The following is a 26038-nucleotide window of genomic DNA, read 5'->3' as shown; positions in this document are numbered from 1 at the left end:
CTACCTTCCACCTAACAAACGTTTGGTGGAAAGGTAGCTGATGCGGCCATGGGTGTCTCCACCTCGTGCGTGGAAAAGGGCGTAGCCGTCGTCACGGTCGGCTTCCCGCCGGTGAACGCCCTGCCGGTGGCCGGCTGGTTCGCCCTGGCCGACGCGGTGCGCGCGGCCGGGCGCGACCCGGAGGTCCGGTGCGTGGTGCTGACGGCCGAGGGGCGCGGGTTCAACGCGGGCGTGGACATCAAGGAGATACAGAAGGACGGGAACAGTGCGCTGATCGGGGCCAACCACGCCTGCGCGGAGGCCTTCGCCGCGGTGTACGAATGCGCGGTGCCGGTCGTGGCGGCGGTGCACGGTTTCTGCCTGGGCGGCGGTATCGGGCTGGTGGGCAACGCGGACGTGATCGTGGCGAGCGAGGACGCCGTCTTCGGGCTGCCCGAGCTGGACCGGGGCGCACTGGGCGCGGCCACCCATCTGGCCCGGCTGGTCCCGCAGCATCTGATGCGCGCCCTGTACTACACCTCGCGCACGGCGACCGCGGCCGAGTTGCACGCGCACGGCTCGGTGTGGCGGGTCGTGCCGCGCGGGGAACTGCACGCCGCCGCACTGATCCTGGCCCGCGAGATCGCCGCGAAGGACGGGCAGCTGCTGCGCCTGGCCAAGGCCGCCATCAACGGCATCGATCCGGTCGACGTGCGCCGCAGCTACCGCTTCGAGCAGGGCTTCACCTTCGAGGCGGGGCTGAGCGGGGTGGCCGACCGGGTGCGCGCCGGCTTCGGGAAGGAGGGCGCGTAGATGAGCGACAAGACGATGACGGCCGACGAGGCCGTGTCCCGCCTGTCCAGCGGCATGACCCTCGGCATCGGCGGCTGGGGCTCGCGCCGCAAGCCGATGGCCCTGGTGAGAGCGCTGCTCAGGTCGGAGGTCACCGATCTCACCGTCGTCTCGTACGGCGGCCCGGACGTGGGCATGCTGGCCGCCGCCGGGCGGATCCGGAGACTGGTCACGGCGTTCGTCACCCTCGACTCGATCCCCCTGGAGCCGCACTACCGCGCGGCCCGCGAGCGTGGCGCCTTCGCGCTGACGGAGATCGACGAGGCGATGTTCATGTGGGGTCTGCACGCGGCGGCGAACCGGCTGCCGTTCCTGCCGGTGCGGGCCGGGATCGGCTCGGACGTGATGCGGGTCAACCCCGGTCTGCGGACGGTCACGTCACCGTACGAGGAGGGGGAGACGTTCGTGGCGATGCCCGCCCTGCGGCTCGACGCGGCCCTGGTGCACGTGAACCGCGCCGACCGGCTGGGCAACGGGCAGTACCTGGGCCCGGACCCCTACTTCGACGACCTGTTCTGCGAGGCGGCGGACACGGCGTACGTCAGCTGCGAGCGGATCGTCGACACGGCCGAGCTGACGAAGGCGGCACCGCCCCAGACTTTGCTGGTCAAGCGGCACACGGTGACCGGCGTCGTGGAGGCCCCGGGCGGGGCGCACTTCACGTCCTGCGCGCCCGACTACGGCAGGGACGAGGCCTTCCAGAAGATGTACGCGACGACGCCCTGGCCCCAGTTCGCGGCCCGGTTCCTCGCCGGGGACGAGCGGGCGTACCGGTCGGCCGTCGGGGAGGGGACATGACGGGGGCCACCCGCGCCGAGTACTGCGTGATCGCGTGCGCCGATGCCTGGCGGGGCGACGGCGAGGTTCTCGCGAGCCCCATGGGGCTGATCCCCTCCATCGGCGCCCGGCTCGCCCGGCTCACCTTCGCGCCGGACCTGCTGCTGACCGACGGCGAGGCGCTGCTGGTCCGCCCGGACGGGACGACGGAGGGCTGGCTGCCGTACCGGCAGCATCTGGCCCTGGTCACGGGCGGGCGGCGGCACGTGATGATGGGCGCGAGTCAGATCGACCGGTTCGGCAACCAGAACATCTCGTGCATCGGCGACTGGGAGCGGCCGAGGCGGCAGCTGCTCGGGGTGCGTGGCGCGCCGGTCAACACCCTCAACAATCCGACCAGTTACTGGATCCCGAGGCACTCCCGGCGGGTGTTCGTCGAGCGGGTCGACATGGTCTGCGGCGTCGGCTACGACCACGCGGCCGGCGCGCGTCACCACCGCATCCCGCGGGTCGTCTCCGACCTGGGTGTCTTCGACTTCGCCACCCCCGACCACTCGATGCGGCCGGCCTCGCTGCACCCGGGTGTCACGATGGAGCAGGTCAGGGAGGCGACGGGCTTCGAGCTCGCCGTCCCGGACGAGGTGCCGCCGACCCGCGAGCCGACCGCCGAGGAGCTCCGGCTGATCCGCGAGGTCCTCGACCCGGCCGGCACCCGCACCAGGGAGGTCTCTTCGTGATGGAGACGGCGCTGACCCGGCTGACCGGGGTCCGTCATCCGGTCGTGCAGACCGGGATGGGCTGGGTGGCGGGCCCGCGCCTGGTCTCCGCCACGGCGAACGCGGGCGCTCTCGGCATCCTGGCCTCGGCGACGATGACGCTCGACCAGCTGCGCGCTGCCGTGCGGGAGGTGCGGTCCCGTACCGACGCGCCGTTCGGGGTGAACCTGCGCGCCGACGCGGCGGACGCCGGCGACCGTGTGCGGATCCTGATCGAGGAGGGCGTCCGGGTCGCCTCCTTCGCCCTGGCCCCGTCCCGGGAGCTGATCGGTGAGCTCAAGGAGGCCGGGGTGGTCGTCATGCCGACCGTGGGGGCGCGGCGGCACGCCGAGAAGGTCGCCGGCTGGGGCGCGGACGCGGTGCTCGTGCAGGGCACCGAGGGCGGCGGGCACACCGGCGAGGTGGCTACGACGGTGCTGCTGCCGCAGGTGGTGGACGCCGTGGACATACCGGTTGTGGCGGCGGGCGGGTTCTTCGACGGGCGTGGGCTGATCGCGGCGCTGGCCTACGGGGCGGCGGGCGTGGCGATGGGGACGCGGTTCCTGCTCACCTCGGACTCGACCGTGCCGGAGGCGGTGAAGGCGCGGTACCTGGCGGCGACGGTGCGGGATGTGACGGTCACCAGGGCGGTGGACGGGCTGCCGCATCGCATGCTGCGCACGGAACTGGTCGAGTCCCTGGAGCGCTCCGGCAGGGTGAGGGGTGCCCTCCGGGCGGTCCGCAGGGCGGCGGGCTACCGGAAGCTGTCCGGCACGAGCTGGCGCGGGATGCTCCAGGACGGCCTCGCCCTCAGGCACGGCAAGGACCTGACCTGGAGCCAGGTCCTGCTCGCCGCGAACACGCCGATGCTGCTCAAGGCGTCCATGGTGGACGGCCGTACGGACCTGGGCGTGATGGCGTCCGGGCAGGTCGCCGGGGTGATCGACGACCTGCCGTCGTGCGCGGAGCTGGTGGAGCGGATCATGGAGGAGGCCGAGGACACCCTTCGGCGTCTCACAGCCTCTCGATGATCGTCACATTGGCCTGTCCGCCGCCCTCGCACATGGTCTGGAGGCCGAACCGGCCTCCGGTGCGCTCCAGTTCGTGCAGCAGGGTCGTCATCAGCTTCACGCCGGTCGCGCCGAGCGGATGACCCAGCGCGATGGCACCGCCGTTGACGTTGACCTTCTCCGGGTCCGCGCCCGTCTCCTTCAGCCAGGCCAGGACGACCGGGGCGAAGGCCTCGTTGATCTCGACGAGGTCGATGTCGCCGATGTTCATGCCGGTCTTCTTCAGGGCGTGGGCGGTGGCCGGGATCGGTGCGGTGAGCATGCGGATCGGGTCCTCACCGCGCACCGAGAGGTGGTGCACGCGCGCGCGAGGCGTGAGCCCGTGTTCGCGCACCGCCCGCTCGGAGGCCAGCAGCATCGCCGCCGCCCCGTCGGAGACCTGCGAGGAACACGCGGCGGTGATCGTGCCGCCGTCGATGACCGGCTTGAGCCCGGCCATCTTCTCCAGGGAGGTGTCCCGGCGCGGGCCCTCGTCGGCGGAGACGTCCCCGTACGGCACGGTCTCGCGGTCGAAGCGGCCCTCGTCGATCGCCCGCACCGCCCGCTGATGGGACCGCAGGGCGAACTCCTCCTGGTCCTGCCTGCTGATCCCCCACTTCGCGGCGATCATCTCGGCGCCCGCGAACTGGTTGACGGGCTTGTCCCCGTACCGCGCCCGCCAGCCCGCGCTGCCCGCGAACGGGCCCTGGGTCAGCCCGAGCGGCTCGGCGGCCTGCCGGGTGGCGAAGGCGATCGGGATCATCGACATGTTCTGCACGCCGCCGGCGACCACCAGGTCCTGGGTGCCGGACAGCACGGCCTGCGCGGCGAAGTGCACGGCCTGCTGCGAGGAACCGCACTGCCGGTCGACGGTCACGCCCGGCACCTCCTCGGGCAGCCCGGCCGCCAGCCAGCAGGTCCGCGCGATGTCACCGGCCTGCGGCCCCACCGCGTCCAGACAGCCGAGGACGACGTCCTCCACGGCGGCCGGATCCACGCCGGAGCGGCTCATCAGCTCCTTCATCACATGCGCGCCGAGGTCGGCCGGATGGGCCGCGCCCAGCCCTCCCCCGCGCCGCCCGACGGGCGTGCGGACCGCTTCGACGATGTAGGCCTCGGCCATGGCAACTCCCTCAGATCAAAGGGCTATTCGCGTACGGCGATCCCGTCCAGCACCATCGACAGGTACTGCCGGGCGATCTCGTCCGGGCTGTGCTGGCCGCCCGGCCGGTACCAGGACGCGGCCACCCACACCGTGTCCCGCACGAACCGGTAGGTGAGCCGGACGTCGAGGTCGACCCGGAAGGCCCGCTCGGCGACGCCGCGCTCCAGCGTGGACAGCCACGCCTTCTCGAATCTGCGCTGCGACTCGGCGAGGAACGCGAACCGCTCCTGCGCCACCAGCTGCTTGCTCTCCTTCTGGTAGATCGCGACGGCCGCGCGATGCCGGTCGATCTCCCGGAACGACTCGGTGACCAGGGCCTGAAGCGTCTCGCGCGGGCCGAGTCCGGCACCCAGCACGGCGTCGTAGCCGTCCCAGAGCTCGTCGAGGAAGGTGCGCAGGATCTCCTCCAGCATCGACTCCTTGGAGTCGAAGTGGTAGTAGAGGCTGCCCGCGAGCATCCCCGCGTGGTCCGCGATCTTGCGGACGGTGGTGGCGTTGTAGCCCTGCTCGGCGAAGACCTCGGCGGCGGTGCCGAGGAGTTCGCCGCGGCGGTCGCGAGCGGCGGCGGCCGCGGCGGGCTCTGTGGCGGTCACCTGGGGCTTCTTCTTCGTAGGAGGCACTGGTCCATTGTCGTCCTAGGGGTGCCCGCTGCTGACGGAGACCACTTCCCCGGTCATGTACGAGGAATAGCCGGAGGCCAGGAACACGATCACGTTGGCCACCTCCCAGGGCTCGGCGTACCGCCCGAAGGCCTCGCGTGAGGTCAGCTCGGCGAGCAGCTCGGGCGTGGTCACCTTCACCAGGTGCGGGTGCATGGCGAGGCTGGGCGCGACGGCGTTGACCCGCACCCCGTACGCGGCCGCCTCGAGAGCCGCGCACCGGGTCAGTGCCATCACGCCGGCCTTCGCGGCGGCGTAGTGGGCCTGCCCGGCCTGGGCGCGCCAGCCGACGACGGAGGCGTTGTTGACGATCACCCCGCCGCTGCCCCGCATATGCCGGAGCGCGGCCCGCACGCACCGGAACGTGCCGTTCAGTGTCACGTCCAGGACGCGGGACCACTGTTCGTCGGTCATGTCGACGAGGTCCGCGGTGCCGCCGAGACCGGCGTTGTTGACGACGACGTCGAGGCGTCCGTGTTCCCGTACGGCCGTGTCGAAGAGGGCCCGCACCTGCGTGTCGTCGGTGACGTCGCAGGGCGCCGCGGCGACCGCCCCCTCGCCGAACTCCCCGGCCAGCTCCGCCTCGTGCTCCTTGAGCCGCCGTACGTGGGCGTCGCTGATCAGGACGCGCGCGCCCTCCTCCAGGAAGCGGCGCGCGGTGGCCCCGCCGATCCCCGCGCCGGCCGCGGCGGTGATGACGGCGGTCCGGCCCTCCAGCACGCCGTGCCCGGGCACGTACGACGGACTCTCGACGTCTGTCATGGGCTCACGCTAACCTACCAAACACTTGTTAGGGAAGGAGGGCGGTCGTGGATCTCGTGTTCTCGCCGGCCGACGAGGAGTTCCGCACCGAGGTGCGTCAGTGGCTGCGCGCGCGTGTGCCGCGCGAGCCCCTGCCCTCTCTGGAGACGGCGGAGGGCTTCGAAGCCCACCGCGCCTGGGAGGCGGAGCTGGCCGCGGACCGCTGGTCGGTGGTCGACTGGCCGTCGCGGTACGGCGGACGGGACGCGGGGCTCCTGCGGTGGCTGCTCTTCGAGGAGGAGTACTGGGCGGCGGGCGCCCCGGGGCGCGTCGGGCAGAACGGCATCCAGCTGCTCGCCCCGACCCTCTTCGCGCACGGCACCGAGGAGCAGCGGGCGCGGGTGCTGCCCCCGATGGCCTGCGGGGAGGTGATCTGGGCGCAGGCCTGGTCGGAGCCCGAGGCCGGTTCGGACCTGGCGTCCCTGCGGGCGAGGGCCGTGCGCACGGACGGCGGCTGGCTCCTGAGCGGCCAGAAGACGTGGTCCTCGCGTGCCGCGTTCGCCGACCGCGCGTTCGGCCTGTTCCGCAGCGACCCGGACACCGCGAAGCCCCACCAGGGCCTGACGTACCTCATGTTCGGCCTGCGCGCACCCGGCGTCACGGTCCGCCCGATCGCCCGCCTCGACGGCAAGCCGGCGTTCGCGGAGCTGTTCCTGGACGAGGTCTTCGTGCCGGACGAGGACGTGATCGGCGAACCCGGCCAGGGCTGGCGGATAGCGATGGCGACGGCCGGTAATGAACGCGGGCTGATGCTCCGCTCCCCCGGCCGTTTCCTCGCGGCCGCGCACAGGCTGGAGGAGCTGTGGCGGGAGCGGGGCAGCCCGGTGTCCGAGCGGGACCGGGTGGCCGACGCGCTGATCGGCGCCCGCGCCTACCAGCTCTTCACGTACGCGGCGGCCTCCCGTTTCCTGGACGGCGGAACCGTCGGCCCGGAGTCGAGCCTGAACAAGGTCTTCTGGTCCGAACTGGACATCGCGCTGCACGAGACGGCCCTCGACCTCCTCGGCCCGGAGGGCGAGCCGGCGGACACCGACTGGGCGGAGCGGTACGTCTTCGCGCTCGCCGGCCCGATCTACGCGGGCACGAACGAGATCCAGCGCGACATCATCGCCGAGCGCCTGCTCGGCCTGCCGAAGGGACGCCGCTGATGCGTTTCCTCCTCGACGACGGGCAGCGCGCCTTCGCCGCCTCGCTGGACGCCCTGCTGACGGCGGCGGACACCCCGGCGGTGGTGCGGGACTGGAGCCGGGGCGACCATGCGAGCGGGCGTGCGCTGTGGTCCCGCGTCGCCAAAGCGGGCGTGTTCGCGCTGGCGGTTCCGGAGACGTACGAAGGCGGACTGGGGCCGCGTCCGGTCGAACTGGCCGTCGCCTTCGTCGAGCTGGGCCGCCACGCGGTACCGGGCCCGCTGGTCGAGACGGTCACGGCGGCGGTGCTCCTCAGCGGTGCGGACCCGGGCATCGCCAAGCGGTCGCTGCCGGCGCTGGCGTCGGGCGGGACGATGGCGACGGTGGCGCCCGAGGGGTCGTACGCCCTGGACGGCGACGCGGCCGCCCTCCGGCTCTCATGGGAGCCCGACGGCATCCGTCTCTCCCCCGGCCACGGCCCCGTCCGCCCCTCCCTGGACCCCGCCCGTCGCCTCACCCCCCTGGCCCCCGGCGGCGAACTCCTCGACGCCCCTACCGGACAGGCCCTCACCTGGGCCCGTCTCGCCACGGCCGCCCAAGCCCTCGGGGTGGGCCTCGCACTCCTCGACACAACCGTCGGACACGTCGGGCAACGCACCCAGTTCGGCGTCCCCGTCGGGTCGTTCCAGGCGGTCAAGCACCGGCTGGCCGACGCGAAGATCGCCCTGGAGTTCGCGCGCCCGCTGGTCTTCGGTGCCGCTCTGACCATGCGTCCGGCCGATGCCGCCGCCGCCAAGGCCGCCGCGTGCGAGGCGGCGTACACCACCGCCCGCACCGCGCTGCAACTGCACGGCGCGATCGGTTACACGGCGGAGTACGGCCTGTCGCTGTGGCTGACCAAGGCCCGGGCCCTGCGCACCGCCTGGGGCGATCCTCACGAGTGCCGGGCCCTGGTCGTCAGTGCGGCTGGTGATCGCCGCTGGTGATCTCCCGGTACTCCTCCACGGTCGGCTTCTCGATCCGCGCGTCCGGCCCGAACATCGCCTTCGCGAGCCGCGCACGCAGCCGCTCGGACCTCCTGACCTTGCGGCGCACGCCCCCCGCGTCGACCACGGGCCCCATCGCGTACGGCGGGCGCTGCTCGTGCTGGGTGAGGGTGTACAGCTCCGCCCGCGAGAGGGGTTCGTGCACCTCGATGTACTCGCCGTTCGGGAGCCGTTTGATGGTGCCGGTCTCCCTGCCGTGCAGCACCTTGGCGCGGTCGCGGCGCTGGAGGCCCATGCAGATCTTCTTCGTGACGATGAAGGCGACGACCGGCAGCACGAAGGCGCCGATCCGCACGAACCAGGTGATCACGTTGATGGACAGATGCAGATGCGTGGCCACGATGTCGTTGCCGCCGCCGATCAGCAGCACCGCGTACAGGGTCAGCCAGGCCACGCCCAGGCCGGTGCGCACGGGCGCGTTGCGCGGCCGGTCCAGGATGTGGTGCTCGCGTTTGTCGCCGGTGATCCACGCCTCGATGAAGGGGTAGACGCCGATGGCGAGCATGACCAGCGGGAAGAGCGCGAACGGGATGAAGACGCCGAGCACCAGCGTGTGTCCCCACAGGTTGATCTCCCATCCCGGCATCACCCGGATCAGCCCCTCCGAGAACCCGAGGTACCAGTCGGGCTGGGCGCCCGTGGTGACCAGGTCGGCGCGGTAGGGGCCGAAAGCCCACACGGGGTTGATCTGGGCGATCGCGCCCATGACGGTCAGGACACCGAAGACGAGGAAGAAGAAGCCGCCCGCCTTGGCCATGTAGACCGGCAGGAAGGGCATCCCGACGACCGACCGCTCCTTGCGTCCGGGCCCCGGGAACTGGGTGTGCTTGTGGTAGAAGACCAGGATCAGATGGACGGTCACCAGGCCCAGCATGATCCCGGGCAGCAGCAGCACATGGACCGGGAAGAGGCGCGAGATGATGTCGTCGCCCGGGAACTCCCCGCCGAAGAGGAAGAACGCCACGTACGTCCCGACGATCGGGATCGACAGGATCGCGCCGTGCGCGAAGCGCAGGCCGGTGCCGGACAGCAGGTCGTCCGGGAGGGAGTAGCCGGTCAGGCCGGTGATGATGCCGAGCATCAGCAGGGTCCAGCCGAACACCCAGTTGAGCTCGCGCGGCTTGCGGAAGGCGCCCGTGAAGAACACCCGCATCATGTGCACCATCATGCCGGTGATGAAGACCAGGGCCGCCCAGTGGTGGACCTGCCGCATCAGCAGCCCGCCGCGCACGTCGAAGCTGATGTCCAGGGTGGACTCGAACGCCCTGGACATGAGCACGCCGTTGAGCTCCGTGTAGGACCCCTGGTAGACGACCTCCTGCATGCTCGGCTCGAAGAACAGGGTGAGGTAGACGCCGGTGATGATCAGGACGATGAAGCTGTAGAGGGTGACCTCGCCCAGCATGAAGGACCAGTGGTCCGGGAAGACCTTGCGCATGTTGGCCTTGGCCAGCGCGTAGAGGCCGAGCCGCCCGTCCGCCCAGTCGGCGAGCTGCTCGCCCTTGCCGGCGGGCGGCCTCCTGCGGGCGGAAGCCGTCCCGTACATCTGTCGTCCGCCGTCGTCGTGCACCCGCCGTCCGCCGTCGTCGTGCACCCGCCGTCCGCCGTCGTCGTGCACCCGTCGTGCGCCGTCGTCGCCCATACGTCGTCGCCTCCCCGTCGGATCCTTCCCAGCGTGGCACGGCAGCGCGGCCGTGCAAATGGGGCGTATGGGCGGATAGGCCAAGAGGCGGTCCGGTTGGGCCGAGGGGGCGAGCAGACGGCTCAGCGGCTGCCGGGATCCCGCACGATCCCCTGGGCCCTGGCGGCCACCAGCCACTTCGGGAACTCGCCCACCAGCCGGTCGTACAACTCGCCGTCCGGCACCTTCCGCGGCTCCTCACCCGCGTGGAAGAACCCGGCGTTGTCGACGACCCGCTTGCCCGGCACGGGCAGCTCGTCCAGCTTGCGCAGGAAGTCGAACTGCTTGCTGTCCGGGTCGCCGAAGCCGATGAACTGCCAGAACAGCGGCAGCCTCGCCGCCTTGCACAGGTACCGCTCCGCGGCGAGCTTGTTGATGGGCCCGCCGTCGGTCTGGAAGACCACCAGGGCCGGCTCGGTCGTCCCGCTGTCGAGGTAGTGGTCGATGACGGCGTCCATGGCCAGGTGGTAGCTGGTCTTCCCCATGTGCCCGAGCCCGGCCACGATCCGGTCGATCCGCCCCTGGTGGCCGGCCAGGGCGATCTCGGTCTCGGCGTCGACGTCCGTGGAGAAGAACACCACCGGCACGGTGCCGTCGTCGTCGAGATGCGCCGACAGCCCGAGCACCCGGTCGGCGAGCGCCTGCACGCTGCCGTCCTTGTAGTACGGCTTCATCGAGCCGGAGTAGTCGACCACGAGGTAGACCGCGGCCCGCAGCCCGTCCAGGCCGTGCTTCGTGAGGGACACCCCGGCGCTCTTGTAGAGGTTCACCAGCGCGGGAGCGGTCTCCTGGACCTTGCTCAGACTGATCGCGACCATGGCCCCACCCTCTCACTCCTCGACGACCACTCCGTCGCTCAGTTCCAGCACCCTGTCGGCCAGGCCGAGGAGTTGGGGGTCGTGGGTGGCGACGAGGGCGGTGACGCCCTCGCTGCGGACCACGGCCCGCAGCAGCTCCATCACCGCCAGGCCGGTGGCGGCGTCGAGCTGGCCCGTCGGCTCGTCGGCGAGCAGCAGGGCCGGGCGGTTGGCCAGGGCCCGGGCGATGGCGACCCGCTGCTGCTGTCCGCCGGAAAGCTCGGCGGGCCGCTGGGTCTCGTGGCCGGCGAGGCCCACCAGGGCCAGGAGCAGCGCCACCCGCTCCTCGCGTTCGCGCGGCTCGGCCCGGCGCAGCCGCAGCGGCACGCCCACGTTCTCTGCGGCGGTGAGGATGGGGATGAGCCCGAAGGACTGGAAGACGAAGCCGATCCGGTCGCGGCGCAGTTCCAGCAGCTCGCTCCCGGTAAGCGCCGACAGGTCCGTGCCGTCCACGACGACACGGCCGCGCTGCGGGGAGTCGAGGCCGCCGATCATGTGGAGCAGCGTCGTCTTGCCGGAGCCCGAACGGCCTTTGAGGGCGACCAGTTCACCGCGCCGGACGGCGAAGGAGGCCCCGCGCAGCGCGTGCACGGTCGCGGCACCCGTGCCGTAGGAGTGGTGCAGGTCCTCCACCCTCAGCATCGGCTCGCCGGCCGGGTCGTCGGCGAGGGCCGCAGCGGACCCCGGGCTGGTGTTGTCGGTCATCACCGCATCCCATACGGAACCGGTCCGGGCGGTCAAGAGCGGAACACCTCGCACTCGAACACATGCGTCACACAGGTAACTCCGTGATATGCATACCGGGTTGGGGGAACAGAGGTTCGGCCATCGGTGGGGGAAGAGTGACCGGCTTACTGCTGCTGCGCCTGCGCGCGCATCGGCTGCTCCTCACGGCCGCCCTGCTCGCCGTCCTGCTGACCACCTCGGTGCTCGCCGCCCTGGCCGCCTTCTCCGGCTCCGTCGGGGACGCGGCGCTGCGCGGCACCCTGGGCGGCCGGGCCGCGGCCTCCGCCTCCCTCGTCGTCGAGGCGGACGTGCCCCGGGAACGGCGCGACGCGGCGCGGCGGGCCGTGGAACGCGGGGCGCGGGAGGCGTTCGGCGGGCTGCCGGTGACCGTGCGGACGCTGGAGCGGTCGGGGCCGTACGCGTTGCCCCGTTCCCTCCAGGACGCCGACGCCCGCGCCGGAGAGCCCGACCTCACGCACGTCGCCGCCCTCGACCGGTCCCGGATCAGGCTGGTCTCGGGCACGCTGCCGGGCCGGGCACCGGCGACCCGCACCGCCGCCGTACCGGTCGCCCTGCCCGAGGCGGCCGCCGACCGGCTGAAGCTGCGGCCCGGGGCCCGCCTCACGCTCACGGACCGGCTGGGCGGCGAGCCCCTCCGCGTACGGATGACCGGTGTGTACCGGGCGGCCGACAGCTCCGATCCCTACTGGCAGGCGGACGCCCTCGGCGGGCAGGGCGTGCGCACCGTCGCCTTCACCACCTACGGGCCGCTGCTGGCCGACGCGTCGGTGCTCGCCTCCGGCCGCACCTCCAGGGACAGCACCGGCTGGGTGGCGACGGCCGACTACCGGACCTTCACCACCGACGGCATCGGGGCGCTCCGCGCGGCGGCCGTACGCGCGTCCGGGGCGCTGCGCGAGGACCCGGCACTCGGCGGTGCCGCGGACGTGCGCACCGGGCTGCCCGAGGTGCTCGACCGGACCGGGCGGGCCCTGCTGGTGTCCCGGTCCACCCTGATGGTCGTCTCCGTGCAGCTGGTGCTGCTCGCCGGGTACGCCCTGCTGCTGGTGGCCCGGCTGCTGGACACCGAGCGGGCGGGCGAGAACGAGTTGCTGCGGGCCAGGGGCGGATCGCGCGGCCGGATCGCCGGACTCGCCGCCCTCGAGGCGCTGCTGCTGGCGGTGCCGGCCGCGATCTGTGCCGCGCTGCTGTCCGGACCGCTGGCCCGGCTGCTGGGCAGGTGGTCCTCGCTCGACGGGATCGGGCTGCGGCTCGACGCCGTCCCGGCGGGCGGGGTCTGGCTGGTCGCGGGCGGCGTGGCGGCGGCCTGCGCGGTGGCGGTCGTGGCGCCCGCGCTGGCGGCGACGGCGGGCACGCCGGTACGGCTGCGGCGCGTCCGGGCCGTCACGGCCGCCGCGCCCGTGCGCGCCGGAGCCGATGTCGGGCTGCTGCTGATCGCGGGCGTGGCGTACTGGCAGCTCGACCGGCAGACGGAAACGACCGGCGGCGGGGTGCTCAGCCGGGACCGGGCCGGGGAGCTGGGCATCGATCCGCTGCTGGTCGGGGCACCCGCGCTGGCGCTGCTGGCGGGCACGGTCCTGACCCTGCGTCTGCTGCCGTTCGCGGCCCGCCTCGCGGAGCGGCGGTCCGCGAGCGGGCGCGGGCTGCCGGCGGCGCTGGCGGGGTGGCAGTTCAGCCGGCGCCCGCTGCGCGGAGCGGGTCCGGTGCTGCTGCTGGTCATCGCCGTGACGACCGGAATGCTGGCGATCGGGCACGGCGCGTCCTGGGACCGGTCGCAGGACGACCAGGCCGACTTCAGGACGGGTGCCTCCCTACGGGTCCTCGACCCCAGGCCGGGCGGCCCCGGGCAGACCGGCCTCTACGCCGCGCTGCCCGGGGCCCGGGACGCCGCCCCCGCGCACCGCGCCGTCCTGGGCCTGTCCGGCGACCGTGACGCGACGGTCCTCGCGCTGGACACGTCCCGCGCCGGTGACGGGATGCTGATGCGCGGCGATCTCGCCGACGAGCCCCCGGCGAAGGTGCTGCGGGCACTGGCACCGCCCGCGCGGGACGGACACCGGGCGGTGCGGCTTCCCGGCGACACCCGGCGGCTGGCCCTCGACGCGCGGATCACCGACGTGCGGACCCGGACCGGACGCTCTCCCTCCGGCCGCGCGCCCCTGCTCACGGTGGTCGTGGAGGACCGGTACGGCATCACCTACCGGCTGGGCGCCGGGAAAATCCCGGTGGACGGCCGCGTCCACCGGGTCACCCTCGACCTCGACAGAACGGCGACGGGCCGCCGCGCCGCCCCGGCCGGACCGCTGCGGCTGACCGGACTCCAGCTCGACGACGCCTCTCCCGCCGACCGCGCCGAACAACACCGGTTCACCGTCGAACGGCTGCTCGCCACCGGTCGCGACGGCTCCGCGCGGACGGTCCCGGTGCCCTCCACAACGCGCTGGCAGGGCGGCCGGACCGTGACGGAGAACGGCGCGGTCGTCGCCCGTACGGCCGTGAAGCCCGCCGTGTCGGGGGCCGCGCCGCTGACCGTGCCGTACGACACCGGCACCGGCGCCGAGGAGAGCTTCAGCGCAGCACCGGTCTACACCGTCCGCGTCGACACCGCCGGAGCCGAGGCGCCGCGGAGCCTCTTGGCCGTCGCCACCCGGGACTTCCTGCGGGCGGCGGGGGCCGGGCCCGGCGACACCATCGACGTACCGCTGTCCGGGGAGCAGCTGCGGGTGCGGATCGTACGGTCCGTCGAGGAGCTGCCGACCACCGCCACCGGCCTGGACGGAGAGACCATGGCCGGCGGGGCGCTGCTGCTCGATCTGCGGGCCGTCGACGCCGTGCTGGCGCGGCGGGGCAGCGCGCCGCTCACCCCCACCGAGTGGTGGGTGAGCGCAGCCCCCAGCAAGGCCGCCGAGGTCGCCGCCGCGCTGCGGGCGCGCCCCGACCTCGAACCGCAGCAGGTGCTGGTGCGGGACGAGACCGCGGCCGAGTTGCTGCGGGATCCGCTCGGCGCCGGGCCGCGCTTGGCGCTGACGGCGGTGGCCGTGGCCGCCGCGGCCCTCGCCGCCGGGGGTTTCGCGGTGAGCGCCGCCGGTGCGCGGCGGGAGCGGTCCGCGGAGTTCGCGGTGCTGCGCGCCCTGGGCGCGCCCCGCCGGGACCTCGCCCGGCTCGTCGCGACGGAGCAGAGCCTGCTCATCGGCGCCGGCCTGCTCGCCGGGCTCGGTCTCGGCACCGTCCTGACCCGGGCCGTCGTCCCGCTGATCGTGCTGACCTCCGATGCCGCACGGCCGGTCCCGGCCGTCCTCGTCGAACTCCCGGTGTCCCGGGTGGCCCTGCTCCTCGCGGGGGTGGCCGCCCCGCTCCTGCTGATCACCGCCGCGGCGGCGCTGCGCCGGGCCGAGCCGGTGGCCGCGCTCCGCCATCAGGGGGAGGACTGAGATGCCGCCCAACGCACAGGGCGCGCCCTGGGTGCGGACCCGGCTGCGCACCGCGCCCGTGTCCGCCGTCGCCTTCGGTGTGCTGGTGCTGGTCACGGCGTTCCTCGCGGCCGTCCTGCCCCGGGCCGTCGAGGCGTACGAGACGGACGGGCTGCGCGAGGCCCTCGCCACCGCCTCCCCCGAGTCCACCGTGCTGGAGCTGAAGGCTCCGCCTCCCGGTCTCGAACGGCCCGACGCGGCCCGGGCGGACGTGGTGCGGCCGGAGGCGCTCGCGGCGGTCGACGGCCGGGCGCGGGCGCTGCTGCCCGCGCCGCTGCGGGCGGACCGGGCCGAGTCGGCCTACGGGGTGCGGACCGGGAAGAGCCTGGAGGCACTGGACGCGTCGCTGCCCCGGCCCAACGGGCTACCGCCCAGGTTCACGCTGCTCGCGCAGTCGGGAGCGGCCGGCCACGCCACCGTGCGGGAGGGCCGGTTGCCCACCGCCCGCACCCCGGTGACCGTGGGCACCAGGGTGGTGGAGGGCGCGGTGACCACCGAGACCGCCCGCGCGCTGCGTCTGCGGGCAGGTTCCACACTCACCCTGGCCGGTTTCCTGGACGGACCGCTGACCGTACGGATCACCGGGGTCCTCGAACCCCGGCATCCGCAGCGGAGTTACTGGTCCGCGGAACCGGTCCTGCGCACCCCTGGCCTGGCCTCCACCAGTGTCCGTCCACCGCGGTACTACTGGGAGGCGGGCGTCCTGCTGGCGCCCGAGGCCGCACCCGCGCTGCTCGGCGGTCAGGGCGAGTCGGAGCAGTACTGGCGGTTCGCGCCGGCGACCGGGCGGCTCACCGCAGGGGACACGACGGCGCTCGTCGAGGCGGTCGCGTCCCTCGAGGACGGACCCGCGTTGGTGCGCATGCGCGGGGCCGCCGGTCCGACGGCGCGGCTGTCCACCGGCCTGGAGCAGGTCGTCGGCTCCTACGCCCAGACCCGTGACGCGATCACGCCCGTGGTCGCCGTCGCGGCCTTCGGGATCGCCGCGATCGCCGTCGTCGTACTGGTCATGAGCGCCGGTGTGGCAGCCGCCCGCCGTGACGCCGAACTCCTCCTGCTGCGGGCCCGGGGCGGCTCCCTGGGCGGCATCGCCGGGCGGCTGCTGGCCGAGACCGCGGTACCCGCGGTGCCCGCGGCCGCCTGCGGTCTGCTGCTCGCGGTGCTCGTCGTGGACGAGGCCCGGCCGCTGCCCGCCGTGTTCGGGGCGGGCGCCGTGGCGCTGCTGGCCTGTGCCGCGTTGCCGGTGCGCGCGGTCGTGGCGCATCGCAGGCCGCGGGCGCACCAGGAGCGCGACGACCTCGCCGAGGCCAGGCCCGGCGGCCGCCGCACGGTCGCCGAACTGACCCTGCTGGTGCTGGCCGTCGGCTCGGTGGTGACGCTGCGCCGCCGTGGTACGGACGGGGCGGGCGATCTGCTGGTGAGCGCCGCCCCGGTGCTCGTCGCTCTGGTCGCCGCGCTGGTCCTCGTACGGCTGTACCCGCTGCCCCTGCGGTGGGCCGCCGGCCCGGCCGGGCGGCTGCGCGGCGTGGTCGGGTTCCTGTCGCTGGCCCGCGCGGGCCGCTCACCGGCGGCGGTCGCCACGCTGCCGCTGCTCGCCCTGCTGACGGCCCTGACGACGGCCGCGTTCGGGGGGTCGGTGCTGGCGGGCGTGGCGGACGCCCGGGACCGGGCCGCGCTGCTGGAGACGGGCGCGGACGCGCGGATCGAGACGACCGACGCGAAACCGCTCCCTGCGGGGCTGGCGCGGACGGTACGGGAGGTGGCGGGCGTACGGCAGGTCACGGCCGTGGGATTCCAGTTCACCTCGGAGCGCGCGTCCGACGAGACGCAGTCACTGACCGTGGTCGGCGTCGAGCCGAGCAGCTACGCGGAGTTGGCTCGGCAGATGGATCTCGGGGGGTTCACGGCCGACCGGCTGGGGGCCGGGGGCGGGGTGCTGGACGCCGTCGCCTCCCCCGAGGTCGCCGAGCGGCTCGGGCGGGCGCCGCGCCGGATCGTGACGGACGGCGGACCCGTCACGGTGCGGATCACCGCCGTGCGCCCCCGCACCCCGGCCGTCCCCGAGGGCGAGTTCCTGCTGGTCGACGCGGCGGGTCTGAAGGGCTCCGGAGGCCCCACGACCCTGCTGGCCTCGGGTGCCGGGCTCGACGCGAAGGCGCTGCGGGCGGCCGTGCGCGGCGCCGGTTCGAACCTCTCCGTGACACCGCGCGGCGAGGTACGCGCGGCACTGTCCGACTCGCCGTTGCAGGCGGGCGCCGAACGGATCTACCTCTGGACCGTCCTCGGGGGCGCGGGCTACGCCGTGCTCGCCCTGGTGCTCGGCCTGCTGCGGTCCGCGCCGGAACGGGCCGCGCTGCTGGCCCGGCTGCGCACCCTGGGCCTGACGACCCGCCAGGGGCGCCGGCTGCTCGGCCTGGAGGCGCTGCCCCTGGCGCTGCTCGCGGCCGGCGGTGGCATGGCCGTCGGCTGGGCCGCGGTACGACTGCTCGCCCCCGGCATCGACCTGGACCGGCTCGCTCTGGCCGGCGCGTCGGGCGTCACGGCGCCGCGGGGTGCCGTGCTGCGGGCCGACCTGTGGTCGCTGGCCCTGCCCGCCGCGGGCGCGGTGCTGCTGACCGGGGCGGTGGCCGTCGCGCAGGCCTGGTGGGCGGGGCGCCGGACACCGATCACTCACCTCAGGGCAGGAGACATGCGATGAGCGGTACGACGGAGTCGCTCGCGGAACTGGAGCGGCGGGCGGCGCGGCACCGCGACCGGCCCGCCTACGGGCACGACGCCCTGATCGCCTGCGACCGGCTGGTGCGGATCTTCGCCAAGCGCGGTGGCCGGGACGCCGTGGAGGTGCAGGCGCTCCAGGGGCTCGATCTGCTGGTGCGGGAGGGCGAGTTGATGGCCCTGGTGGGGGCGTCCGGCAGCGGCAAGTCGACGCTGATGAACATCCTCGCCGGCCTGGACGTCCCGACCGCGGGCACGGCGAAGGTCGCGGGCCGTGATCTGCTGGCGATGGACGCGAAGGCGCGGTTGCGTTACCGGCGCGAGGTGGTCGGCTTTGTCTGGCAGCAGACGGCACGCAATCTGCTGCCGTATCTGACGGCGGCGCAGAACGTCGTCCTGCCCATGCAGCTGGCGGGCGGCTCGCGCCGCAAGCGGGCCGGACGGGCGGACGACCTGCTGGCCATGCTCGGCGTCGCCGACTGCCGGGACCGGCGTCCGCAGCAGTTGTCCGGGGGCCAGCAGCAGCGCGTCGCGATCGCCGTCGCCTTGGCCAACGCCCCCGCCGTGCTGCTCGCCGACGAGCCGACCGGCGAGCTGGACTCGGCGACCGGGCAGCAGGTCTTCGCGGCGTTCCGCCGGGCCAACGAGGAACTGGGCACGACGGTCGTCATCGTCACGCACGACCAGGCGGTCGCCGGCGAGGTCCGCCGCACGGTCGCGATCCGCGACGGCCGCACCTCGACGGAGGTGCTGCGCCGCACGGAGGTCGACGAGGCGGGCCAGGAGTCCCTGGTGGCCCGGGAGTACGCGATGCTCGACCGCGCGGGCCGCCTCCAGCTGCCGGCCGAGTACACGACGGCCCTGGGCATGCGGGACCGGGTGCTGCTGGAGCTGGAGGAGGACCACGTCCAGGTGTGGCCGGACGAGAACGGGAGCGGGACCGGCTGAGGACGCCCGGGCGGCCACGAGCCCCTCGGGAACTCGCCCACCAGCCGGTCGTACGGTTCGGCGTCCGTCGATGCCGGGCGTATGCGCCCGGCGGCCCGCCGATGGACGCGCGCGCACGCTGGCGTACGCTTACGCGCCCCTGGACCGGCGCCGCGCGCCGGTGCGGGCGGGGAGTGTGCGCCGGGCCGCTGGTGCTCCAGGCGGCCGGGACGGCGGGGTAGGTCGGAGCTGACAGGCAGGGTGATCCCAGTGAAGCGTGCCGGTGTGGCGTTCTTCGTCGCCGTTCCCGTGGCCGCCACGGCGTTGGCCTACTTCCTCGCACCCGCGGACTCCGCCGAGCCCACGGCGAAACCCTCCGTGTCCGCCGCCCAGGCGGCCCGGGAAGAGGCCAAGGACCGGGCCGAGGTGGAGCGGGCGGAGGACGACAAGGTGATCGCCGGACTGCCCGCGGGCCTGGCCGCCCCGGCGAAGAAGGAACTGGCGCAGCGGATCGTGGCGAGCGCCCACCAGTCGACGCTGAACTGGCGCGCCCTCTACGGCTCCATCGAGGACCTGGAGGACGGGCGGGGCTACACCGCCGGGATCGCCGGCTTCTGCACCGGCACCCACGACCTGCTCGCCCTTGTCGAGCGCTACACCGAAACCCACCCGGACAACGGTCTGGCCCGCTACCTGCCGGCCCTGCGCGAGGTCGACGGCACGGATTCCCACGAGGGCCTGGACCCCGGCTTCACCGCGGCCTGGAAGGCGGAGGCGAAGCTGCCGGCCTTCCGCAGGGCCCAGGACGAGCACCGTGACCGTTTCTCCTTCGACCCGGCGGTCCGCCTCGCGAAGCTGGACGGCCTGGGCACGCTCGGCCAGTTCGTCTACTACGACGCTCTGATCTTCCACGGCCCCGACGCCGGCCCCGAGGGCTTCTACGGCCTGCGCGAACGCGCGCTGCGCATGGCGGACACACCGGCCGAGGGCGGCGGTGAGAAGGCGTACCTGGACGCCTTCCTCGACATCCGCCGCACCGCCATGGCCACCGAGCACACGGACACGAGCCGTATCGACACCGCCCAGCGCCGTTTCCTGAACGAGGGCAACCTGCGTCTCGAGACGCCGCTGGAGTGGGCCGTCTACGGGGACACGTACAAGGTGCCGTGACCCTGGCCCATACAGGGTGTCGTGGCCGGCCGGGGAAGGCGACAGCGCCTGCCCGGTCGTCCGGTCGGGGACTGTTGGGCAGGCGCTGTCAGTGTTCCGCACGCCGTTGTGCGGGACGTCTTGTGCGGTGCGGTCAGACCATCAGCGCGCGGTCCGTGGGGCGGATCGGCGCCGGCAGTTCGCTCGCGCCCGTGAGGGCACGGTCCACGCCGCGTGCCGCCGAGCGGCCCTCCGCGATCGCCCACACGATGAGCGACTGGCCGCGGCCGGCGTCACCGGCGACGAACACGCCCGGCACGTTGGTCCGGTAGTCGTCGTCACGGGCGATGTTGCCGCGCTCGTCGAGCTCCAGGCCGAACTGCTCGACCAGGCCGTTCTCCCGGTCCGTGCCGGTGAAGCCCATGGCGAGGGTGACCAGCTGGGCGGGGATCTTGCGCTCCGTGCCCGGCTTCGGGTTCAGCCGGCCGTCGATGAACTCCACCTCGGTGAGGTGCAGCCACTGGACGTTGCCGTCCTCGTCGCCCTCGAAGTGCGTCGTCGACACCGAGTAGACGCGCTCGCCGCCCTCCTCGTGGGCCGAGGTGACCTTGTAGAGCATCGGGAAGGTCGGCCAGGGCTGGCTGACCGGGTGCCGGTCGTCGTTCGGACGGGGCATGATCTCCAGCTGGGTGACGGAGGCCGCACCCTGGCGGTGGGCCGTGCCGACGCAGTCCGCGCCGGTGTCGCCGCCGCCGATGACCACGACGTGCTTGCCCTCGGCCGAGATGGGGGGCGCCACGTAGTCGCCCTCCTGCACCTTGTTGGCCAGCGGCAGGTACTCCATGGCCTGGTAGATGCCCTTGAGCTCGCGGCCCGGCACCGACAGGTCACGGGCCGTGGTCGCGCCGACGGCCAGGACGATGGCGTCGTACCGCTTCTTCAGGTCCGTCGCCTTCAGGTCGCGGCCGATCTCGATGCCCGTGCGGAAGCGGGTGCCCTCCGCGCGCATCTGCTCGATACGGCGGTTGATGTGCCGCTTCTCCATCTTGAACTCGGGGATGCCGTACCGGAGGAGGCCTCCGATGCGGTCCGCGCGCTCGTAGACGGCGACCGTGTGACCGGCCCGGGTCAGCTGCTGGGCGGCGGCCAGACCGGCCGGGCCCGAGCCGACGACCGCGACGGTCTTGCCGGACAGGCGCTCCGGGATCTGTGGGGCGACGTCCCCGGTCTCCCACGCCTTGTCGATGATCGAGACCTCGACGTTCTTGATGGTGACCGGCGGCTGGTTGATGCCGAGCACACACGCCGACTCACACGGAGCGGGGCACAGACGGCCCGTGAACTCCGGGAAGTTGTTCGTCGCGTGCAGGCGCTCCGAGGCGGCGGCCCAGTCCTCGCGGTAGGCGTAGTCGTTCCACTCGGGGATCAGGTTCCCCAGCGGGCAGCCGTTGTGGCAGAACGGGATGCCGCAGTCCATGCACCGGCTGGCCTGCTTGCTGATGATCGGCAGCAGGGAGCCGGGGACGTAGACCTCGTTCCAGTCCCTGACACGCTCCTCGACGGGGCGGGACTTGGCGACCTCGCGCCCGTGGTTCAGGAAGCCCTTCGGGTCAGCCATTGATCGCCGCCTCCATCATCTTCTCGTGGGTCTCGGTCTCGGAGAGACCGGCTCGCTCGGCGGCGTCCTTGGCGGCGAGCACTGCCTTGTACGTGCTGGGAATGATCCTGCTGAAGCGCTCGACGGCGGTGTCCCACTCGGCCAGGAGCTTCTCGGCGACGGTCGAGCCCGTCTCCTCCTGGTGGCGGCGGACCACGTCGTGCAGCCACTGCTTGTCGGTGTCGTCCAGCGCCTCGACGGCGTCCAGGTTGCCGACGTTGACGTTGTCGGGGTCCAGGTCGATGACGTACGCGATACCGCCGGACATACCGGCCGCGAAGTTGCGGCCCGTCTCGCCGAGCACCACCGCGTGACCACCGGTCATGTACTCGCAGCCGTGGTCGCCCACGCCCTCGGAGACGACCGTCGCACCGGAGTTGCGGACGCAGAACCGCTCGCCGACCTTGCCGCGCAGGAACATCTCGCCGCCGGTGGCGCCGTAGCCAATGGTGTTGCCGGCGATGACGCTGTACTCGGCGAGGTGGTCGGCCGCACGGTCCGGGCGGACGACGATCCGGCCGCCGGAGAGGCCCTTGCCGACGTAGTCGTTGGCGTCGCCCTCCAGGCGCAGCGTGACACCGCGCGGCACGAACGCGCCGAAGGACTGGCCCGCGGAGCCGGTGAAGGTGATGTCGATGGTGTCGTCGGGCAGGCCCGCGCCACCGAACTTCTTCGTCACCTCGTGGCCGAGCATGGTGCCGACCGTGCGGTTGATGTTGCGGATCTGCACCTGGGCGCGGACCGGCTGGGCCTCGGTGGCGTCCGAGGCGGACAGGGCGTCTGCGGCCAGCTTGATCAGCTGGTTGTCGAGCGCCTTCTCCAGGCCGTGGTCCTGGGCGATCAGCTGGTGGCGGACCGCGCCCTCGGGCAGCTCGGGCACGTGGAACAGCGGCTCCAGGTCCAGGCCCTGCGCCTTCCAGTGGTCGACCGCGCGGGTGACGTCGAGGGCCTCGGCGTGGCCGACGGCCTCCTCGATGGAGCGGAAGCCCAGCTCGGCGAGGATCTCGCGGACCTCTTCGGCGATGTACGTGAAGAAGTTCACGACGTACTCGGCCTTGCCGTTGTACCGCTCGCGCAGCACAGGGTTCTGCGTGGCGATGCCGACCGGGCAGGTGTCCAGGTGGCAGACGCGCATCATGACGCAGCCGGAGACGACGAGCGGCGCGGTCGCGAAACCGAACTCCTCGGCGCCGAGCAGCGCGGCGATGACCACGTCGCGGCCGGTCTTCAGCTGGCCGTCGGTCTGCACGACGATGCGGTCGCGCAGGCCGTTGAGCAGCAGCGTCTGCTGGGTCTCGGCGAGGCCGAGCTCCCAGGGACCGCCCGCGTGCTTGAGCGAGGTGAGCGGCGAGGCGCCCGTACCGCCGTCGTGGCCGGAGATGAGGACGACGTCCGCGTGCGCCTTGGAGACACCCGCGGCGACCGTGCCGACGCCGACCTCGGAGACCAGCTTGACGTGAATCCGCGCCTGCGGGTTCGCGTTCTTCAGGTCGTGGATCAGCTGGGCCAGGTCCTCGATGGAGTAGATGTCGTGGTGCGGGGGCGGCGAGATGAGGCCGACGCCCGGCGTGGAGTGCCGCGTCTTGGCGACCCACGGGTAGACCTTGTGGCCGGGCAGCTGGCCGCCCTCGCCGGGCTTGGCGCCCTGGGCCATCTTGATCTGGATGTCGTCGGAGTTGACCAGGTACTCGGAGGTCACACCGAAGCGGCCGGAGGCGACCTGCTTGATGGACGACCGGCGGGCCGGGTCGTACAGGCGCTCCGGATCCTCGCCGCCCTCACCGGTGTTGGACTTGCCGCCCAGCTGGTTCATGGCGATGGCGAGGGTCTCGTGCGCCTCCTGCGAGATGGAGCCGTACGACATGGCGCCCGTGGAGAACCGCTTCACGATTTCGGAGACCGGCTCGACCTCGTCGATGGAGATCGGCTGCCGGTCCGACTTGAAGCCGAACAGGCCGCGCAGCGTCATCAGCCGCTCGGACTGCTCGTTCACGCGCTCGGTGTACTTCTTGAAGATGTCGTACTTACCGGAGCGCGTGGAGTGCTGGAGGCGGAAGACCGTCTCCGGGTCGAACAGGTGCGGCTCGCCCTCGCGGCGCCACTGGTACTCGCCGCCTATGTCCAGCGCGCGGTGCGCCGGGGCGATGCCGGAGGCCGGGTAGGCCTTGGCGTGGCGGGCGGCGACCTCCTTGGCGATGACGTCGATGCCGACGCCGCCGATCTTGGTGGCCGTGCCGTTGAAGTACTTCCCGACGAAGGTCTCGTCGAGGCCGACGGCCTCGAAGACCTGGGCGCCGCGGTAGGAGGCGACGGTCGAGATGCCCATCTTGGACATGACCTTCAGCACGCCCTTGCCGAGGGCGTAGATGAGGTTGCGGATGGCCTTCTCGGGCTCGATGCCGGGCAGGAAGGTTCCGGCACGGACCAGGTCCTCGACGGACTCCATCGCCAGGTACGGGTTGACCGCTGCGGCACCGTAGCCGATGAGCAGGGCGACGTGGTGGACCTCGCGGACGTCACCGGCCTCGACCAGCAGGCCCACCTGGGTGCGCTGCTTGGTGCGGATGAGGTGGTGGTGGACGGCCGCGGTGAGCAGCAGCGACGGGATCGGCGCGTGCTCGGCGTCCGAGTGACGGTCCGACAGGACGATCAGCCGGGCGCCGTTCTCTATCGCGGCGTCGGCCTCGGCGCAGATCTGGTCGATCCGCGCGGCCAGCGCGTCACCGCCGCCGTGCACCCGGTACAGACCGGACAGCGTCGCGGCCTTGAAGCCGGGCATGTCGCCGTCGGCGTTGATGTGGATGAGCTTGGCCAGCTCGTCGTTGTCGATCACCGGGAAGGGCAGCACGACGCTGCGGCAGGAGGCCGCGCTCGGGTCGAGCAGGTTGCCCTGCGGGCCCAGCGAGGAGCGCAGCGAGGTGACGAGCTCCTCGCGGATGGCGTCCAGCGGCGGGTTGGTGACCTGCGCGAACAGCTGGGTGAAGTAGTCGAAGAGCAGGCGCGGGCGGTCCGACAGCGCGGCGATCGGCGAGTCGGTGCCCATCGAGCCGATGGGCTCGGCACCGGCCTTGGCCATCGGCGCGAGGATGACGCGCAGCTCCTCCTCGGTGTACCCGAAGGTCTGCTGGCGGCGGGTGACCGAGGCGTGGGTGTGGACGATGTGCTCGCGCTCGGGCAGGTCGGAGAGCTCGATCTCGCCGGCCTCCAGCCACTCCGCGTACGGCTCCTCGGCGGCGAGCTGGGCCTTGATCTCGTCGTCCTCGATGATGCGGTGCTCGGCGGTGTCCACGAGGAACATGCGGCCGGGCTGGAGGCGGCCCTTGCGGACGACCTTGGCCGGGTCGATGTCCAGGACGCCGACCTCGGAGCCGAGGACGACGAGGCCGTCGTCGGTGACCCAGTAGCGGCCGGGGCGCAGGCCGTTGCGGTCGAGGACGGCGCCGACCTGCTTGCCGTCGGTGAAGGTGACACAGGCCGGGCCGTCCCAGGGCTCCATCAGGTTGGAGTGGAACTGGTAGAAGGCGCGCCGGCTGGGGTCCATGGAGTCGTGGTTCTCCCACGCCTCCGGGATCATCATCAGCACGGAGTGCGGCAGCGAACGGCCGCCCAGGTGCAGCAGCTCCAGGACCTCGTCGAAGGAGGCGGAGTCGGAGGCGTCCGGCGTGCAGACCGGGAAGATCCGCTCTATGGCCTTCTCGTCGGAGCCGAACAGGTCCGAGACGAGCTGGGACTCGCGGGCGACCATCCAGTTGCGGTTGCCCTTGACGGTGTTGATCTCACCGTTGTGCGCGACGAAGCGGTACGGGTGGGCCAGCGGCCACGACGGGAACGTGTTCGTGGAGAACCGGGAGTGCACGAGCGCGATCGCGGAGGCGAAGCGGCGGTCCGACAGGTCCGGGAAGAAGGGCTCCAGCTGGCCGGTGGTCAGCATGCCCTTGTAGACGATCGTGCGGGCCGACAGCGACGGGAAGTACACGCCGGCCTCGCGCTCGGCGCGCTTGCGCAGCACGAAGGCCTTGCGGTCGAGGGCGATGCCCGTGGCGGGCACGGCGGCGCCGTCGCTGACGAAGATCTGGCGGAAGACCGGCATGGTCGACCGGGCGGTGGCACCGAGCAGCTGGGGCGCGACCGGGACCTCGCGCCAGCCGAGGACGGTCAGGCCCTCGTCGGCCGCGATCGTCTCGATCTGCGAGACGGCCTCGGCGGCTGCGTCCTCCGGCAGGAAGGCGGTGCCGACGGCGTAGGCACCGGCCTCGGGCAGTTCGAATCCGGCCACGTCACGGAAGAAGGCGTCCGGGACCTGCGACAGGATGCCGGCACCGTCACCGGAGTCGGGCTCGGAGCCGGTGGCACCGCGGTGTTCCAGGTTGCGCAGGACGGTCAGAGCCTGCTCGACCAGGGTGTGGGACGCCTCGCCGGTGAGGGTGGCGACGAAGCCGACGCCGCAGGCGTCGTGCTCGTTGCGGGGGTCGTACATACCCTGCGCAGCAGGGCGAGCATCCATGAAGGACCAGTTCTGGCCATTCGCGGAATGCTGGGACGGCTGGCGCGGCGTACGCATCGGCTCTCCCGTCGTCGTCATGTGGCATATGCAAAGTGCCGAGGGACGACGTTGGCCCTCGCGT

18 protein-coding genes are annotated in these 26038 nt (G+C 72.9%); 10 read left to right on the top strand and 8 right to left on the bottom strand.

Features of this window, described 5'->3' with window-relative positions:
* Positions 1 to 48: 48 nt before the first annotated feature.
* The 4 genes from QC385_RS17645 to QC385_RS17630 are packed head-to-tail and all read left to right on the top strand — an operon-like array spanning position 49 to position 3394.
* The gene (locus QC385_RS17645) at positions 49 to 792 is read left to right on the top strand and encodes an enoyl-CoA hydratase family protein (RefSeq protein ID WP_279542284.1); all 744 of its coding nucleotides are present in this window, start codon (positions 49 to 51) and stop codon (positions 790 to 792) included.
* A complete protein-coding gene (locus QC385_RS17640) occupies positions 793 to 1629 on the top strand; it encodes a CoA transferase subunit A (RefSeq protein ID WP_279542283.1) in 837 nt (278 codons plus the stop codon).
* Entirely contained in the window at positions 1626 to 2345 is a 720-nt protein-coding gene (locus tag QC385_RS17635) for a CoA-transferase subunit beta (protein ID WP_279542281.1), read from the top strand. Before QC385_RS17640 ends, QC385_RS17635 begins: the two co-directional genes overlap by 4 nt.
* The gene (locus QC385_RS17630) at positions 2345 to 3394 is read left to right on the top strand and encodes an NAD(P)H-dependent flavin oxidoreductase (RefSeq protein WP_279542358.1); all 1050 of its coding nucleotides are present in this window, start codon (positions 2345 to 2347) and stop codon (positions 3392 to 3394) included. Before QC385_RS17635 ends, QC385_RS17630 begins: the two co-directional genes overlap by 1 nt.
* On the opposite strand, the gene QC385_RS17625 is transcribed toward QC385_RS17630, so the two are convergent.
* The 3 genes from QC385_RS17625 to QC385_RS17615 are packed head-to-tail and all read right to left on the bottom strand — an operon-like array spanning position 3378 to position 5998.
* Entirely contained in the window at positions 3378 to 4535 is a 1158-nt protein-coding gene (locus QC385_RS17625) for an acetyl-CoA C-acetyltransferase (RefSeq protein ID WP_279542280.1), read from the bottom strand. The two genes, QC385_RS17630 and QC385_RS17625, sit on opposite strands and share 17 nt — an antisense overlap.
* Before the next feature lie 23 nt (positions 4536 to 4558).
* Positions 4559 to 5170 carry a TetR/AcrR family transcriptional regulator gene (locus tag QC385_RS17620; protein WP_279542279.1) on the bottom strand — a complete coding sequence of 204 codons (612 nt, stop codon included), beginning with the start codon at positions 5168 to 5170 and terminating at the stop codon, positions 4559 to 4561.
* A gap of 42 nt (positions 5171 to 5212) precedes the next feature.
* Positions 5213 to 5998 carry an SDR family oxidoreductase gene (locus QC385_RS17615; protein ID WP_279542278.1) on the bottom strand — a complete coding sequence of 262 codons (786 nt, stop codon included), beginning with the start codon at positions 5996 to 5998 and terminating at the stop codon, positions 5213 to 5215.
* Between the two features lie 47 nt (positions 5999 to 6045).
* On the opposite strand from QC385_RS17615, the gene QC385_RS17610 reads away from it, so the two are divergent.
* Complete coding sequence (locus tag QC385_RS17610) at positions 6046 to 7185, top strand: acyl-CoA dehydrogenase family protein (protein WP_279542277.1); 1140 nt, start codon at positions 6046 to 6048, stop codon at positions 7183 to 7185.
* Entirely contained in the window at positions 7185 to 8150 is a 966-nt protein-coding gene (locus QC385_RS17605) for an acyl-CoA/acyl-ACP dehydrogenase (protein WP_279542276.1), read from the top strand. Before QC385_RS17610 ends, QC385_RS17605 begins: the two co-directional genes overlap by 1 nt.
* Here QC385_RS17605 and qcrB read toward each other — a convergent pair.
* From qcrB to QC385_RS17590, 3 genes are all read right to left on the bottom strand, one after another.
* Positions 8122 to 9756 (bottom strand): cytochrome bc1 complex cytochrome b subunit, encoded by a 1635-nt coding sequence (gene qcrB / locus QC385_RS17600; protein WP_279542357.1) that lies wholly within the window; start codon positions 9754 to 9756, stop codon positions 8122 to 8124. The two genes, QC385_RS17605 and qcrB, sit on opposite strands and share 29 nt — an antisense overlap.
* 218 nt (positions 9757 to 9974) lie before the next feature.
* Positions 9975 to 10709 carry a vWA domain-containing protein gene (locus QC385_RS17595; protein WP_279542275.1) on the bottom strand — a complete coding sequence of 245 codons (735 nt, stop codon included), beginning with the start codon at positions 10707 to 10709 and terminating at the stop codon, positions 9975 to 9977.
* Between the two features lie 12 nt (positions 10710 to 10721).
* A complete protein-coding gene (locus QC385_RS17590; protein WP_279542274.1) occupies positions 10722 to 11453 on the bottom strand; it encodes an ABC transporter ATP-binding protein in 732 nt (243 codons plus the stop codon).
* A gap of 137 nt (positions 11454 to 11590) precedes the next feature.
* On the opposite strand from QC385_RS17590, the gene QC385_RS17585 reads away from it, so the two are divergent.
* From QC385_RS17585 to QC385_RS17570, 4 genes are all read left to right on the top strand, one after another.
* Entirely contained in the window at positions 11591 to 14926 is a 3336-nt protein-coding gene (locus QC385_RS17585) for an FtsX-like permease family protein (RefSeq protein WP_279542273.1), read from the top strand.
* 1 nt (position 14927) lies between these two features.
* A complete protein-coding gene (locus QC385_RS17580; protein WP_279542272.1) occupies positions 14928 to 17663 on the top strand; it encodes an ABC transporter permease in 2736 nt (911 codons plus the stop codon).
* Positions 17660 to 18628 carry an ABC transporter ATP-binding protein gene (locus QC385_RS17575; protein WP_279542271.1) on the top strand — a complete coding sequence of 323 codons (969 nt, stop codon included), beginning with the start codon at positions 17660 to 17662 and terminating at the stop codon, positions 18626 to 18628. The genes QC385_RS17580 and QC385_RS17575 overlap by 4 nt, the downstream gene beginning before the upstream one ends.
* Before the next feature lie 249 nt (positions 18629 to 18877).
* Positions 18878 to 19777, top strand: a complete 900-nt coding sequence (locus QC385_RS17570; RefSeq protein ID WP_279542270.1) for a chitosanase — start codon at positions 18878 to 18880, stop codon at positions 19775 to 19777.
* Between the two features lie 133 nt (positions 19778 to 19910).
* Here QC385_RS17570 and QC385_RS17565 read toward each other — a convergent pair whose 3' ends face one another.
* Positions 19911 to 21374 (bottom strand): glutamate synthase subunit beta, encoded by a 1464-nt coding sequence (locus QC385_RS17565; protein WP_279542269.1) that lies wholly within the window; start codon positions 21372 to 21374, stop codon positions 19911 to 19913.
* Entirely contained in the window at positions 21367 to 25974 is a 4608-nt protein-coding gene (gene gltB / locus QC385_RS17560) for a glutamate synthase large subunit (protein WP_279542356.1), read from the bottom strand. The genes QC385_RS17565 and gltB overlap by 8 nt, the downstream gene beginning before the upstream one ends.
* Between the last annotated feature and the right edge of the window lie 64 nt (positions 25975 to 26038).

Origin of the sequence: Streptomyces sp. DH10 (assembly GCF_029813805.1) — a bacterium.
In the GTDB taxonomy this organism is placed as follows: Bacteria; Actinomycetota; Actinomycetes; order Streptomycetales; family Streptomycetaceae; genus Streptomyces; species Streptomyces coeruleofuscus.
This window is presented reverse-complemented; position numbering and strand designations above follow the sequence as displayed.

Bases quoted from the DNA above. Each gene is read 5' to 3' on its own strand.
- QC385_RS17645 (WP_279542284.1), top strand. From the start codon at position 49: ATGGGTGTCTCCACCTCGTGCGTGGAAAAGGGCGTAGCCGTCGTCACG.
- QC385_RS17640 (WP_279542283.1), top strand. From the start codon at position 793: ATGAGCGACAAGACGATGACGGCCGACGAGGCCGTGTCCCGCCTGTCC.
- QC385_RS17635 (WP_279542281.1), top strand. From the start codon at position 1,626: ATGACGGGGGCCACCCGCGCCGAGTACTGCGTGATCGCGTGCGCCGAT.
- QC385_RS17630 (WP_279542358.1), top strand. From the start codon at position 2,345: ATGGAGACGGCGCTGACCCGGCTGACCGGGGTCCGTCATCCGGTCGTG.
- QC385_RS17625 (WP_279542280.1), bottom strand. From the start codon at position 4,535: ATGGCCGAGGCCTACATCGTCGAAGCGGTCCGCACGCCCGTCGGGCGG.
- QC385_RS17615 (WP_279542278.1), bottom strand. From the start codon at position 5,998: ATGACAGACGTCGAGAGTCCGTCGTACGTGCCCGGGCACGGCGTGCTG.
- QC385_RS17605 (WP_279542276.1), top strand. From the start codon at position 7,185: ATGCGTTTCCTCCTCGACGACGGGCAGCGCGCCTTCGCCGCCTCGCTG.
- qcrB (WP_279542357.1), bottom strand. From the start codon at position 9,756: ATGTACGGGACGGCTTCCGCCCGCAGGAGGCCGCCCGCCGGCAAGGGC.
- QC385_RS17595 (WP_279542275.1), bottom strand. From the start codon at position 10,709: ATGGTCGCGATCAGTCTGAGCAAGGTCCAGGAGACCGCTCCCGCGCTG.
- QC385_RS17590 (WP_279542274.1), bottom strand. From the start codon at position 11,453: ATGACCGACAACACCAGCCCGGGGTCCGCTGCGGCCCTCGCCGACGAC.
- QC385_RS17580 (WP_279542272.1), top strand. From the start codon at position 14,928: ATGCCGCCCAACGCACAGGGCGCGCCCTGGGTGCGGACCCGGCTGCGC.
- QC385_RS17575 (WP_279542271.1), top strand. From the start codon at position 17,660: ATGAGCGGTACGACGGAGTCGCTCGCGGAACTGGAGCGGCGGGCGGCG.
- QC385_RS17565 (WP_279542269.1), bottom strand. From the start codon at position 21,374: ATGGCTGACCCGAAGGGCTTCCTGAACCACGGGCGCGAGGTCGCCAAG.
- gltB (WP_279542356.1), bottom strand. From the start codon at position 25,974: ATGCGTACGCCGCGCCAGCCGTCCCAGCATTCCGCGAATGGCCAGAAC.